The organism is Paraburkholderia sp. J76, from assembly GCF_905220295.1.
Classification (GTDB): domain Bacteria; phylum Pseudomonadota; class Gammaproteobacteria; order Burkholderiales; family Burkholderiaceae; genus Paraburkholderia.
Genome location: NZ_CAJMZJ010000024.1, coordinates 1 through 13227, shown reverse-complemented (window position 1 = coordinate 13227; position 13227 = coordinate 1). Strand labels below are relative to the sequence as shown.

At 68.4% G+C, this 13227-nt stretch carries 11 protein-coding genes; all 11 read right to left on the bottom strand.

The annotated features are described in order from the left end of the window. Positions 1 to 539 precede the first annotated feature (539 nt). Positions 540 to 1385: an anti-sigma factor gene (locus U5768_RS30490; protein ID WP_322034038.1), complete on the bottom strand. Its 846-nt coding sequence runs from the start codon at positions 1383 to 1385 to the stop codon at positions 540 to 542. Further along, positions 1382 to 1900, bottom strand: coding sequence for a sigma-70 family RNA polymerase sigma factor (locus tag U5768_RS30485; RefSeq protein ID WP_322034037.1), 519 nt, complete (start codon positions 1898 to 1900; stop codon positions 1382 to 1384). The genes U5768_RS30490 and U5768_RS30485 overlap by 4 nt, the downstream gene beginning before the upstream one ends. Positions 1901 to 1936: 36 nt before the next feature. Further along, on the bottom strand, positions 1937 to 2659 hold the full coding sequence (locus U5768_RS30480; RefSeq protein WP_322034036.1) for a transcriptional regulator: 723 nt from the start codon (positions 2657 to 2659) through the stop codon (positions 1937 to 1939). A gap of 115 nt (positions 2660 to 2774) precedes the next feature. After that, entirely contained in the window at positions 2775 to 3758 is a 984-nt protein-coding gene (locus U5768_RS30475; protein WP_322034079.1) for a diguanylate cyclase, read from the bottom strand. Between the two features lie 223 nt (positions 3759 to 3981). Further along, positions 3982 to 5007, bottom strand: coding sequence for a chemotaxis response regulator protein-glutamate methylesterase (locus tag U5768_RS30470; protein ID WP_322034035.1), 1026 nt, complete (start codon positions 5005 to 5007; stop codon positions 3982 to 3984). Further along, positions 5004 to 7304 (bottom strand): hybrid sensor histidine kinase/response regulator, encoded by a 2301-nt coding sequence (locus U5768_RS30465; protein WP_322034034.1) that lies wholly within the window; start codon positions 7302 to 7304, stop codon positions 5004 to 5006. Before U5768_RS30465 ends, U5768_RS30470 begins: the two co-directional genes overlap by 4 nt. After that, a complete protein-coding gene (locus U5768_RS30460; protein ID WP_322034033.1) occupies positions 7301 to 7993 on the bottom strand; it encodes a chemotaxis protein CheW in 693 nt (230 codons plus the stop codon). The genes U5768_RS30465 and U5768_RS30460 overlap by 4 nt, the downstream gene beginning before the upstream one ends. Beyond that, complete coding sequence (locus U5768_RS30455) at positions 7986 to 9461, bottom strand: CheR family methyltransferase (RefSeq protein WP_322034032.1); 1476 nt, start codon at positions 9459 to 9461, stop codon at positions 7986 to 7988. The genes U5768_RS30460 and U5768_RS30455 overlap by 8 nt, the downstream gene beginning before the upstream one ends. Then, positions 9458 to 9967 carry a chemotaxis protein CheW gene (locus tag U5768_RS30450; RefSeq protein WP_322034031.1) on the bottom strand — a complete coding sequence of 170 codons (510 nt, stop codon included), beginning with the start codon at positions 9965 to 9967 and terminating at the stop codon, positions 9458 to 9460. Before U5768_RS30450 ends, U5768_RS30455 begins: the two co-directional genes overlap by 4 nt. Positions 9968 to 9980: 13 nt before the next feature. Beyond that, the gene (locus U5768_RS30445; protein WP_322034030.1) at positions 9981 to 11654 is read right to left on the bottom strand and encodes a methyl-accepting chemotaxis protein; all 1674 of its coding nucleotides are present in this window, start codon (positions 11652 to 11654) and stop codon (positions 9981 to 9983) included. 325 nt (positions 11655 to 11979) lie between these two features. Then, positions 11980 to 12648, bottom strand: a complete 669-nt coding sequence (locus tag U5768_RS30440) for a TetR/AcrR family transcriptional regulator (protein WP_322034029.1) — start codon at positions 12646 to 12648, stop codon at positions 11980 to 11982. Between the last annotated feature and the right edge of the window lie 579 nt (positions 12649 to 13227).

Here is a 13227-nt window from a genome sequence, read left to right as displayed (position 1 = left end):
CTACTTTCTTTGCAGCGGCAAAGAAAGTAGGCAAAGAAAGCCGCTCAAACCGCCAATGCCCGCCACCATTCACCCCGCGCATTGACAGGTAGTGGCTCCGGAGCGTCTGTCGCCACGCGCCCACAACCGGAGTGACAAGGCGCTCATCCTTCCGGCGGCGCTACGCGCCCCGAAGGGCGCAGCAGAAAACAATCAGGATGCCTGACTTTTCGCCAGACCCTGGCATTCCCACCGCTTTCCTTTGCAGACCCGGCCGCTGCGCGCGTAGCGAGCAGCGGGAACGGATGAGTGCTTTGTCACTGGCGGGAATGGTGCGAGGTGACAGACGCACCGGAGCCACCGGCTAATGTGGCGCGAGGTGAATGGTGGCGTGCGCTGGCGGTGTGAGCGGCTTTCTTTGCCTACTTTCTTTGCCGCTGCAAAGAAAGTAGGTGCCGCCCCGCACAGGGGCAACGCTGGCAGACCACCGCGAAAACAAGAAAACACCAAAACCAGGAATGACAAAAAAACAAAAAAAACAAAAAACCAAAACCCAACCCTCACCGCGCAGTCAACTGCGCATAAACATCATGCGCAAGCTGCAACAACACCTTCCTGTCGATACCGCCCGAAAGCGCATACCCAAAATCCCCATCCACCCAATAGAACACATTCACCGGCCCATCCTGATACAGCTTGAAAGCGGTGGTATTAGCGCTAGCCTTGCGATGCGAAATACAAAGCGTCACCCGCTCGCCCTGCGCGTTGTGATACATGAACTGTGCGACTTCGCCGCCATCGTCAGCCGGTAGCAGGCGCCCACCCGAAAGCTCGAACCCGCTCTTCGACAGCATCGGCGCGTGAACGTTAGTGCCGAGCCGGTTGGCGAGCCACTTCACGAAGTCCTGCTCCTGGCTGTCGTCCATCGTGTCGGGCCGTGCCACGGCCGGCATGTAGACCACGTGCGCGAGCGCCGCCTGCTGTGCGAAGCGCATCGAGTTATCCGCGCTCACCGCGCGCAACTCGCCGCCGCCAGCCGCACCGGCCGGCGCCCCCGCTCCGTTCATGCCATAGCGCATGCCCCAGCCGATTCCCACGCCCAGCACTAGCGCCGCCGCGAGGCCCGCGAAACGCGGCCAGTTCGCCGCCGGCCGCGTGTTTCGCACCGTTTGCGTGCCAGGCTCAGGCGCCGCCACGCGCAGGCGCCCAGGCAGCGGCTCGTTGAGCACACGGTCGTAACGCTCGTGCAGCAGGTTGTTGAGCGCGAAGAAGTCGCTCGCGCGCGCGGCAAGCTCGGGATTGCGCTCGAGTTCCCGTTCCACATCGGCGCGGCGCGCCTCGGAAAGCGTGCCGTCCACGTAGGCGTGGATCTCGTCTTGCGTGACTGGATTTTGTTGATCGCTCATCGCACCACCTTCAGATTCGCACGCGGGACGGAACCGGCCATGAGCGCGCGCAGGCGCTCACGTCCCCTCGACAGGCGCGACATCACCGTGCCGATCGGTATGTCGAGCGCCAATGCGACATCGGCGTAAGCCATTTCCTCCAGCCCCACCAGCAGCACCACTTCGCGCTGCTCCACCGGCAGGCGCTGCAGTGCGAAGTCCAGGTCGCGCACTTCGAGCGCGCCCGTCTGCGTGGCGGGCACGGCGTAATCGGTTTCGGGCACGCTTTCGTCGTCGACGGAAACGTGCGCGCCGCGCGCCGCCGACTTGCGCACCTGGTTCACGAAGATGTTGTGCATGATCGTGAATAGCCACGCGCGCAGGTCGGTGCCCGAGCGGAACAGCTCCGTACGGGCGATCGCGCGTTCGAGCGTGTCCTGCACGAGGTCGTCGGCAAGTTCCCGGTTGTTGATCAGCGCGCGCGCATAGCGTCGCAGGCGCGGCACGTGTTCTATCAGCTCGTCACGGATGTCCATGTTTCATCCTGGATTGCTGCAACAATCATTGCGGGTTCACGATCCCTCGCCTTCGCTTTTCGGCGGCGCGGCGAGCGTCGCGAGGTCCGCCGCGCGCATCAGGCCGTGCGTTTGCGCGTTGCCCGCGAGCACCCAGCGCGTGCCTCGCTCGCGCCACATCAAAAGCCTGAGCGGACCGGCCCGGTGCGCGCTCCACTGCGGCGACGCGCCCGCGAGCCAGGCACGGCTCGCAAGCAGCACCACGCGCTCGCCCTGACTGTTCTCGTAGACATAGCGCTGCGCGCTCGCGAACGGGCCAACGCGCACTTCGCCGCCGCCGAGAAAGCGCAGCCCCGCCGCGCCGAAATCGAACGGCGCACGCGCCGGACCTGCTTCCAGCGACTCCGGCTGCGCATTTTCGGCTTCCATCAGCGCCATGACGGCGGCGTTGTTCAGCGCTTGCTGCGAAGGCTCGGTCACGGCGATCCACGCCAATGCGGCGGCGACCAGCACCACGACGGCCGCGAGGGCAATAGCGTAACGCCACACGCGCCTGCCTCGGGTCGCAGTGGCGCGCGGCGGCGCGGCCTGCGCGGGGTAGGCGTCGCGGATCTGGGCGTTCAGGCGCCGGTAGAACAGGATGCGGCGCCATTCTCCGGGCTTGCCCGCAAGGTAACGCCGCACGTGCGCCGCCCGCGAGCCGGCGAGCGTGCCGTCGCTGTAGGCCTGGATATCGGCTTCGGAAACCGGCGGCTCATCGAGCGGCCCACGAAACTTCATGATGGTGGATCGATGCTGATTGGGTGGCGACGCGGGGGCTAACACACCGCGCACGCCTTTTATTCCAGTGGGCGGCTAAATTCTCTTTTTGCGCCCCAAAAACCCTCGCCGCACCTTATCCGCGCCCCGATACCTGCGTGGAAAACGCCACGCGATTACGCCCGTCGCGTTTCGCCCGATAAAGCGCGGCATCGGCTTCCTCGACCAGCGCGGTTTCCGCGAGCCCCGGCGCCGGGGTCAGCGTCGCCACGCCGATGCTGATCGTGAGGTGCTCGCTCACGGCTGAGCCCACGTGCGGCAACGCGAGCCCCGCCACGTCGCGGCGCATTTTCTCGGCGAGCAGCCGCGCGCCCGCGCTGCCCGTGCCCGGCAGGACGACGGCGAACTCCTCGCCGCCGAAGCGCGCCACCAGATCGCGCGGCTGACGTATCTCGCGGCGGATCGTCGTCGCCACCGAGCGCAGCACGTTGTCGCCCGCCACGTGGCCGTACGTGTCGTTATACGGCTTGAAGTAGTCCACGTCGATCATCAGCAGCGAGATCTCAGTGCGCTCGCGCTCCGCGCGCTTCCACTCGGCGCTCAGGAATTCGTCGAGATAGCGCCGGTTCGAGAGGCCCGTGAGGCCGTCCGAATGCGTGAGACGGCGCAATTCGAGGTTCGCGCGCAGCAGTTCCTGCTGCGAGCGGCGCAGCGCGCGATATGCCTCGTCACGCTGAAGCATGTTTACGTAGGACCGCGAATGATATTTCACGCGCGCGATCAGCTCGACGCTGTCCGGCAGCTTGACGAGGTAGTCGTTCGCGCCCGACGCAAACGCCGCGCTCTTGATGGCCGGCTCTTCCTTCGTGGAGAGCACGATGATCGGCACGTCGCGCGTCGCTTCGTTCGCGCGATACGCGCGCACGAGCGTGAGCCCGTCGGTGCCCGGCATCACGAGGTCCTGCAGGATCACGGTCGGGCGCACGTCCTCTGCCGTGCGCACCGCCTGGTCGGGATGCGCGCAATAGTGGAAGTCGATTTCGCGTTCGCTTGCGAGCGCCCGGCGCACGGCCTCGGCCACGATTGCCTGGTCGTCCACCAGCAGCACCATCATCGGCATGTCGGCGGCGGGCAGCGTTTGCTCCAGCGCGCTACGCACGGCATCCAGCGCGACGGCGAGCGAGGCGTCGTCGGCGCTGCCGGAGTCGAGCGCCGCTTCAAGGCCCCCATCGAGGCCCGCATCGAGGGCGGCCTCGAGGCCCGTGCCGTCGGCGACGTTTGCGCTGGTGGGAAGAGTGGACTTCTCGGTCATGATGTCGGTCGCGTCTCGTATTGGCTGGCGTCTAGCCGGCAGATTGATACGGTGATTTCACCCTGCTCGCAAGCTCGGGCGCAATGGCGCCAAGCGGCAGGATCGCGCGCGCGGCGAGAAGCGCCGCCGCCGCCTTGGGCATGCCGTACACGGCGCTCGTCGCCTCGTCCTGGGCGATGGTGTGCCAGCCCCTGGCGCGCATCGCCTTCAGGCCGATGGCGCCGTCGCGCCCCATGCCGGTGAGCAGCACGCCGATCGCCTCGCCCGTCCAGCGCTCGACGACGCTGTGAAAGAACGTATCGACGGAAGGACGGTACGGCGTGTCGGCCGGCTCGCGAGTGTAAGCCAGCTTGCCGCCCGCTGTCATGCGCAGATGATCGTTGGTCGCGGCAAGCAGCGCGTAACCGGGCGCGGGCTGCTCGCCTTCCAGCGCAATGCGCACTGTGAGTCCGGTCTGGCCGTCGAGCCACGCGGCCATGCCCGCAGCGAACGACTGGTCCACGTGCTGCACGATCACGATGCCCGCGCCGAAACCGGCGGGCAACGCTCCGAGCACGGCGGCAAGCGCGCCTGGGCCGCCCGCCGACGCGCCGATCGCAACGAGCGGCGCTTTCGGCGCATCGTGCGCCATGGAGACCGGCGCACGCGCGGCGAAATCGAGCACGCCGGAAACGCGCCCGATCTGCTCGATCTTCGCGAGCAACAGGTCCATGCTGCGACGCGCTTCGGGCCCGGCGAGCGTGGGCGTGTCCACGGCGTCGAGCGCGCCCGCGCCCATCGCCTCGTACACGCGCCAGGCGTTCGCGCCCACGCTGCTCGTCACGATCAGGATGGGGCACGGCGAGCGCGCCATGATCTGCCGCGTGGCCTCCACGCCGTCGATCTTCGGCATCACGAGATCCATGAGGATCACGTCGGGCACCTGCGCCGCGCAAAACTGCACGGCCTCCTCGCCGTTCGCGGCGACCCACAGCACGCGATGGCCAGGCCGCGTCGCAATGGCCTGGCGCAACGCTTCGACCGCTAGCGGCATATCGTTGGCGATACCGATCTTCATCCCGTCGCCTCTCCGATCAGGTCGTTCACGGCGTCGAGCAGCGCTTCGTCGTGGAAGCTGCCCTTGGTCAGATAGTAGTCGGCGCCCGCGTCGAGGCCGCGCCGCCGGTCGTCTTCGCGATCCTTGTACGAGACGATCATCACGGGCACGCTGCGGTGCTGCGCGTCGCTCTTGATCATCGTGACGAGTTCGATGCCGTCCATGCGCGGCATGTCGACGTCGGTGATCACGAGGTCGAAATGCGCGTTGCGCAACGTGTTCCAGCCGTCCATGCCGTCCACCGCCACCGTCACGTCATAGCCGCGCTTTTCGAGCAGCTTGCGCTCCAGCTCCCGCACCGTCAAGGAGTCCTCGACAACGAGAATGCGCTTGCGCGCGCGCATTCCGTCATGCGCGCCGCCGCGCGCGACGCCCGCGAGCTGTCCGTCGCGCACGAGCCGCCCGACCGACGTCACGATGTCCTCCACGTCGACGATCAGCGCAACCTCGCCGTCGTCGAGCAATGCCGCCGCCGAGACGTTGCGCACCTTGCCCAGACGCGCGTCGAGCGGCTGCACGGCGAGCGTGCGCTCGCCCGCGAAGCGATCCACGGCTACACCGTAGAGGCCCGCTTCACTGCCCACCTCGCTTCCCACCAGCACGACGTTCAGGTCTTCCGTGGCCGCCGGTTCGGCACCCGCGCCGAGCAATTGCCGCGCGGTCACGAGTCCCACGGGACGCCCTTCGAACGCGATGTGCTGCTGGCCTTCGACCATCTCGATGGCGCTGCGCGGCACGCTGAGCGCACGGCGCACGTGCGCGAGCGGAAACGCATAGGCCTCGCCCGCGACCTCGACGATCAGGCTGCGCACCACGGAGAGCGTGAGCGGCAACTGCAGCACGAAACGCGTGCCCTGCCCCGCCGCGCTCTCGATATGCACCGTACCGCGCACGGCCTTTGCGAAGTTCTGCACGGCGTCGAGGCCGACGCCCCGGCCCGACACGTCGGTCACGGTGTCGCGCAGCGAGAAGCCCGGCAGCAGCAGGAAGTCGAACAGTTCCGCGTCGGACATGGCGGCCACGGCCTGCGGCTGCGCGAGCGAACGCGCGACGATGCTCGCGCGCAGGGCGTCGAGGTCGATGCCCGCGCCGTCGTCGGCCACGGCGATCAGCAGTTTGCCCGCGCTATGGCGCGCTTCCAGCGTGAGGCTGGCTTCTTCAGGCTTGCCCGCGCGCCGTCTTGTTTCGGAGTCCTCGATACCGTGATCGAGCGCGTTGCGCAGCAGGTGGCCGAGCGGCGCGTCGAGCATTTCGAGGATGTCGCGATCGACCTGCGTCGACTCGCCGGCAATCTCGAAGCGCACGCGCTTGCCGAGCGAGCGCGCAAGGTCGCGCACGCCGCGCGGATACGTGTGCGCCGCGTCGCCGAACGGCCGCATGCGGCATTGCAGGGCCTCGTCGTAAAGGCGCTGCGCGAGTTGCGTGCCGCGCCGGTCGATGCGATCGGCATCGTCGAATCGTTCGGATAGCTGATGATCGAGCGTGGCGATCGCATCGCGGATGCCGGTGAGCGCGGCGCGCGCGTCGGCATCGAGTGCGTCGGCATGGCGCTCCTGGAACTGTCCCAGCGCCGCGAGCACGTCGCCCTGCGCGCGGCGCGTGCGCAAGATACCTTCGGCGAAGGGCCGCATGCGGCGCGACTCCACCAGCGATTCGCCCGCGAAGCCGAGCAGGCGGTCGAGCGTGCCCGCGCGCACGCGCAGCATGCGCTCGGCGTCGGCTGAACGGGGCTGCGAGGGTCGCGCCAATGGCGCAGGTTCGGTATCGGCGGCGATCACGGCCTCAGGCTCAGGCTCGGGCAGACGCAGCGACGCCGACAGCGCCGCGATGTCGTCGGCCTCGGGTGCGGGCGCGCGCCCAGCCGCGTCGGGCTGCACAGCGTTCCGCAATTGCGCCGCGAACGCCGCAACCGACTCGCGCGAAAGCGGCGGCGCGGCGGCGTCGCCCGCCGCGCTCAGCAAGTCGATGCCAACGAGCAACGCATCGATGCACGCCGCATCGATGCGCAACTCGCCGCGCTGCGCGGCCACGAAACTATCCTCCATCGCGCTCGCCACCTCGACCGCCTCCGGCAGCCCGACGATGCGCGCCGCGCCCTTGAGCGAGTGCGTGGCGCGCATGCAGGCTTCGAGCGTCGCCGCATCCGCGGGCGCGCTTTCCAGCGCGAGCAGGCCCGCCGAAAGCGTGCGCGTCTGCGCCGCAGCCTCCTCCTGGAAGAGGTCGAGCAGCGAGCGGCGGCTCAATTCGTCGTCGCTCATCGCAAACTCCTTGCCAGCGCATCGAACAGCACTTCGGCGTCGAGCACGCCTATCGAGCGTCCTCGCCAGTGCGCCACGCCGCGCACATGCCGCCCCGCCGATTGCGCGAGCGTCGCGGGCGCGGGCAGGAGCGCTCCGGCGGCGAAGCTCGTTATGCCCTCCACGGCATCGACTGGAAACGCCGTGGTCGCGCCCGCCCATTCGGTCACGAGCAGACGCGGCGTGGCGGCGCGCGCCTGTGCGTCGGGCCTCGCGGCCTCGATGCGCAGGAGCGCCGCGAGCGATACCGCGAGCGTGAGCACGCCGCGCACGTTCACCACGCCCAGCACGGCGGCGCTGCGCCGGTGCGGCAGCGTATGGATGGCGCGCGCTTCGTCCACCTGGCGCAGCGCCGTGGCGGGCAGCGCGAGCCACTCGCCGCCCACGCGAAACACGAGCGAGCCTTCGCCGCGCGCCTGCGCGCCAGCGGGCTCGGGCACGCGTTCGGACGCGAGCGCCGAGGGTGCAAACGGCGCGGGCCGGTCGAGCATGCGCGCCGCCGCCTCTTCGAAAACCGGGCAATTCAGGCAACGCACGCACGTTTCGAGGCGCGGGCACGAGTTGTCGCCGAGCGTGCCAATGGTCTTCCAGCACGCGTCGGACGGTGGCGCGGCCAACACCAGGTCCTCCGTGAGATCGCGTTCAGGCATGCGTGCCTCCTGCGTCCGTGGCGCCGCGCCGCGCCATCTCCTCGGCCGCGCGCCGCGCGCGGCGCATCAGGCGGCGCGCACCGTCGCCGTCGCCCTGCACTTCGAGCAGCGCGGCCAGATGGGTAAGCGCTTCGTAGTGCGAAGGCTCCAGATAGATAGCCTTGCGATAGTGCGCGAGCGCTTCGGCGGTACGCCCCTGCGCATCGGCGATCAGGCCGAGCAGATACCAGGTGCCCGCGTTCTGCGCCAGCGCCTTCGCCGCTTGCGCGGCGAGGCGTTCGGCTTCGTCGAGCGCGCCGGCATCGGCAAGACGCCGCGCATCCGCGAGCACGGTTTCGGGCGCGGACGCAGCGGACGGACCGCCCGGCTCCGCTGCGCGCACCACGGCCGCCGCGCGCGGAGCCGGGGCCCCGTGCAAGGGCCGCAGCGAGTGCCGCGGCGGCGCGTGCCGGCGGCCCGCTGCCGCCACGGGCGCGTCGAGCGGCGTGAACACCCGCGCGCTGCCGAATGCGGGCGCCGCCGCCGTGGCCGCGATCACGGGCAGCGGCGTGAGCGCCTGCGGCACCGCCGCCGCAGGGCTTGCCGGATGATGATCCGCCGTCGCGCCATGTTCCGGCGCGCGAAAACCGAACGCGAGCGGAATATAGGCGGACGCCATCTCATGCCGCATCATCAACCCCGTTTCCGCCGGCCCGACGAAGATCATGCCACCCGCCGCGAGGCGCGCACGCAGCAGGTCGATGGCGCGGTCCTGCGAGGGGCGGTCGAAATAGATCAGCACGTTGCGGCAGAAAATGAAGTCATAGCGCACAGGGTGCGGCGCGAGCCATTCGAACAGGTTCGCGCGCTCGAAGGTAACGGCGCGCCGCACCGTCGCGGCGATACGCCAGCCATCGGGCATCGCCTCGAAATAGCGCTCGCGAAACGCGAGCCCGTCGCCGCGAAACGCGTTGCGGCCGTACACGCCGCGCGCGGCCGCCGCAATGGACTGCCCGCTGATGTCGATCGCGTCGATGGCGAACTGCTCGTGCGCGAGGCCCGCGTCGAGCAGCGCCATGGCCGCCGAGTACGGCTCCTCGCCGCTCGAACACGGCGCGCTCAGCACGCGCAGCACCTCGCCCGGCTGCGCGGCGAGCCGCTTCGCGCCAAGGCGCGCGAGCGCGGCGAAGGCCTCGCGTTCGCGAAAGAACCAGGTTTCGGGCACGACGAGCGCGTCGATCAGCGCCTGGCGTTCGGCCGGCGTGGTCGTGAGGCGCTGCCAGTACGCTTCGCGCGCCCATTCGGGCAGCGTCGCGCCGCTCATCCACTCCTTGCGCGTCACGGCCGGATGCAGATCGGCCGTGACCTCGAGCGTCACCGCCGCCCGCGCGCCCACCGCGCGCGCGAGCGCGTGCGCGCCGAGCGATTCGGCGTCGATGCCGGTTTCTTCGAGCAGCCAGGCGGCGAAGCGCGGATCGGCCTGTCTCATGGCGCGCCTTGCCACGAAGGCGGATCCGGAAAGAGCAGCGCCCGCACGCGCGCGTCGAGCAGATGGGCGACTTTCACCCATTGCACGAAACCGCGCTCGTCTTGCGCGACGGGACCGAGCCAGCGCGCCTCGGGCGTGGCGATGCCGCCTTCGGCAAAGCGCTCGGGCGCAATCGACTGCGTGCGCGTCGCGCTTTCGAGCAGCAGCGCGAGGCGTCGCGGCGGCGCGGAAGATGCGCCAACGCCAGCGTCGCCGTCTCCCTCGCCGTCGGCGCGCTCATCCACAAGCACGAGCCGCGTGGACATGAGCGCGCGCGCGGGCCGCCCGAGCGCGAGCATCGGCAGATCGACCACGGGCACGGGCGCGCCCTCGTAATCGATCACGCCGGCGATATAGGCGGGCGTGCCCGGAAACGCGCGCACGGGCGCGAGCGGCAGCACGTGCGCGATTTCGCGGGCATCGAGCGCGTAACGCTCGCCGTCCAGTTCGAACACCAGGAAGAGCATCGCCGCTCCCGCGTCACGCCTCGATCCTGAACCGCGACACGCCGGTGCGCAGTTCGTTGGCGACGAGCGTGAGATTGTCGATGGCCTGCGACGACTGGCGCAGCGATTCCGCCGTCTGCTGGGCGGCTTCGGAAAGCTGCGTGAGCGCCTGGGTGATCTGCTCGGCGCTCGTGGCCTGCGCCTGCATGCCGTCGTTCACGACCTGGAAGCGCGGCGCGAGCGTCTGCACCGCGCCGATGATCTGCGAAAGCTGCGCGCCCACGGCCTGCACGTCGTGCATGCCGCGCCGCACCTCTTCGGCGAACTTGTCCATGCCCATCACGCCCGCCGATACCGCCGACTGGATCTCCTTCACCGTCTGCTCGATGTCGTAGGTCGCCACGGCCGTCTGGTCCGCGAGGCGGCGGATTTCGGTGGCGACCACGGAGAAGCCGCGTCCGTACTCGCCTGCCTTTTCCGCTTCGATCGCCGCGTTAAGCGAAAGCAGGTTGGTCTGGTCGGCTACCTTCGTGATCGTCGCCACGACCTGATTGATGCTCACGGCCTTCTCGTTGAGGATCGCGAGCTTCGCGTTCACCGATCCCGCCGCCTCCATCACGCTGCGCATGGTGTCCTCCATGTGCGTGAGGCCGCTCTGGCTCGTGCTGGCGAGCCCGGCCGACTGCTCGGCCACCGTCGCCACTTCGCTCATGGTGCGCACGAGGTCGCGCGCCGTGGCGAAAATCTCGCGCGAGGTCGCGCCGATCTCGGTCGTGGTGGCCGCCGTTTCGCTCGCGGTGGCCTGCTGCTCCCGGGACGTCGCGGCCACTTCGGCCACGGACGTCGTGACCTGCAGCGACGACTTCTGCGCCTGGGCCACGAGGCTCGCCAGTTCGTCGCTCATGCGGTTGAAGCCGTCTTCGAGCACGCCGAATTCGTCGCCGCGATTCAAGCTCAGCCGCTGCGACAGGTTGCCGGTGCGCATGGAGTCGTGCACTTCCACGAGTCGCGCCATCGGCACCGTGATCGCGCGATACAGCGCGTAGCCCGTGGCGAGCGCGACGATCAGCACGACGCCCAGCGCCGTGGCGAGCGTGATTTCCGTGCCCGTGACCGAGCTGCGGATGGTTTGCGCGGACTCGTCCGCCTGCCGGCGGTTTTCGTCGACGAGCGCATTGGCCGTGGCGAGCACTTCCTGCCACGCCGGGCCGATCTGCATGAACGCCGCCTGCGCGGCCGGGCGCGACGCGGGCAACTGGCTCGCCACCGCCTTCGCCATCGGCAGGTAGCGCGCGTAGGCGTCGCGAAAGCGCTGGAAGCGCTCGCGGTCGTCGGCGCGAAAGAGCGAGTGTTCGTAATGCCGCGCGTTCTCCTCGACCTGCGCCATGGCGGCGGGCAGCGCCGCGACATCGCGCGCCATGCTGTCCGCGTCGGCATCGACGAAGGCCGCACGCTCGACGAGGTTGTAGGTCTGGTTGGCCGCCGCGCGCAGCGAGGTCGCGTAGAACAGGCCCGGCACCGAATCGCTCGTGAGGCTCATGGCCTCGCTGTCGATGGCGCGCAGGCGGTCCCAGGAGATCGCGGCCATCGCGAGCATCAGCACGAACAGCAAGCCGAAGCTGAGGACGATGCGCGTGCCGAGGGTGTAGCGACCCTGAGTCTGTCTAGGCAGGCCGGCGTGGCCGGAACGGGGCATGGCGGTGCTCATTGCGCTTGGGGCTCTCCGGTGGCGTGGACCGGCGCACCGCCCTCGCCGGCAAGGCGGGGCGCGGCTGCGCACGGCGAGGCCGCGCGCGGCGGCCTTGACCGCCGTAGTGTAATGCGTTTGCGCACTTTTATGGGACAGCGAGGCTTGCTGACAACCGTGCAGGACGGCCATCGCCGGGATTTCGGAGATAAATTCGCAGGTTCGCCGGGGCGCCCCGTCAGCGCGGCGCGGCGCTATGCTCGCGCGGGCGCGCCGCTGCCAATGCGTCGCGCATCGGCAGGCGTGCCGCGGGAGGCGGCCGGGGCCCCCCGCTTCCTGAACCGCGTTACTTCTTGACGAAGCGCAGCGTGGCGTCGACGACCATCTCGCGATGGCGCGCGCGCAGACGCGGATGCGAGGGGTCGCGCCCGAAGGCCGCGCCGAACGTGTGACGGTTGCCCACGCGGTGAAAGCACATCGAGCTGATGAGCAGATGCAGGTCGATAGGGTCGATGTCGTCGCGGAACGCACCGCTCGCCACGCCGCGCGCGAGCAGGTCTTCGATCGTGCGGATCGCGCTGGCGTTGCGGCTGCGGAAGGTCTTCAGGCGTTCGATGTACTTCGCGCCGTGAATGTTCTCGATGGTCACGAGGCGCACGAAGTCGCGGTGGCGGTCGTGATAGTCGAAGGTGAATTCGACGAGCCGCCGCAGGCCTTCCGTGGGGTCCAGTTCGTCGATGTGCAGATCCAGTTCGAGCGCGCGGATGTCGCCGTAGACCTTGTCGAGCACCGCTTCGTACAGCCCTTCCTTGCTGCCGAAGTAGTAATACAGCATGCGCTTGGTGGTGTTGGTGCGTTCGGCGATCGCGTCGACACGCGCGCCGGAGAGACCCATGGCCGAGAATTCGGCAGTCGCCACTTCGAGGATATTTCGCTTGGTCTGCTCGGGATCGTACTTGCGCCGGCTTTCGGATTGAGCATCGTTGCGTTCGGCCGAAGCCGCCGGTCTTGCCATGTTTTTCGTGGCCCGCAGCAGGGAAGGAATGCGGGCGATTCTAGCATGGGGAAGGATGGCCCAAACTGCGCGCAGCGCGGGCGTTTGTACTTGCGATTCCATGGGTTTTTTGTCTTTCTTTAACTTTCGTGCCGCCATGCATGTGGTCTGTCCGCGGCGGCGCGACGAGATGCGCGCCCGCGGCGTCGTGTTTGATTTCCACGCTGCGCCGAGAAGCAGCGCCGCCGCAATAGTGCAGTTTTGAACGACATCGAACATCGCGTTCGCTTCGTCGACGTCGGGCGTACCGCCAAGGCCGGGGTCGATCATGGTATCGACGATTTCTGGGCCGCCCCCCCCCCTCATCGACGACATCGGCAACGTCGTCAACAAAGAACAGAAAAATCGAGTTGACGGCATATCGCCGCCGCATTGTTTTTTTTAGCGGCTACTTGCGACTTCTCCGTAATCATTTGCTCTCCGACAAACAACAGCACTACGAAGGGCTCCGAATAATTGCCCTGACAAATGACCGGCGGTATAAGGGAAGGATGGCCTGTAAAAGGCCAACATCACGGCTCGTCCTTTCTTTGCAGCCCA

What these genes read in the sequence shown, in the direction of transcription:
- U5768_RS30485 (WP_322034037.1), bottom strand. Translation starts at nt 1,900, where the DNA reads ATGGACATCCGTGACGAGCTGATAGAACACGTGCCGCGCCTGCGACGC.
- U5768_RS30450 (WP_322034031.1), bottom strand. Translation starts at nt 9,967, where the DNA reads ATGCTCTTCCTGGTGTTCGAACTGGACGGCGAGCGTTACGCGCTCGAT.
- U5768_RS30480 (WP_322034036.1), bottom strand. Translation starts at nt 2,659, where the DNA reads ATGAAGTTTCGTGGGCCGCTCGATGAGCCGCCGGTTTCCGAAGCCGAT.
- U5768_RS30440 (WP_322034029.1), bottom strand. Translation starts at nt 12,648, where the DNA reads ATGGCAAGACCGGCGGCTTCGGCCGAACGCAACGATGCTCAATCCGAA.
- U5768_RS30465 (WP_322034034.1), bottom strand. Translation starts at nt 7,304, where the DNA reads ATGAGCGACGACGAATTGAGCCGCCGCTCGCTGCTCGACCTCTTCCAG.
- U5768_RS30455 (WP_322034032.1), bottom strand. Translation starts at nt 9,461, where the DNA reads ATGAGACAGGCCGATCCGCGCTTCGCCGCCTGGCTGCTCGAAGAAACC.
- U5768_RS30470 (WP_322034035.1), bottom strand. Translation starts at nt 5,007, where the DNA reads ATGAAGATCGGTATCGCCAACGATATGCCGCTAGCGGTCGAAGCGTTG.
- U5768_RS30475 (WP_322034079.1), bottom strand. Translation starts at nt 3,758, where the DNA reads ATGCCGATGATGGTGCTGCTGGTGGACGACCAGGCAATCGTGGCCGAG.
- U5768_RS30445 (WP_322034030.1), bottom strand. Translation starts at nt 11,654, where the DNA reads ATGAGCACCGCCATGCCCCGTTCCGGCCACGCCGGCCTGCCTAGACAG.
- U5768_RS30490 (WP_322034038.1), bottom strand. Translation starts at nt 1,385, where the DNA reads ATGAGCGATCAACAAAATCCAGTCACGCAAGACGAGATCCACGCCTAC.
- U5768_RS30460 (WP_322034033.1), bottom strand. Translation starts at nt 7,993, where the DNA reads ATGCCTGAACGCGATCTCACGGAGGACCTGGTGTTGGCCGCGCCACCG.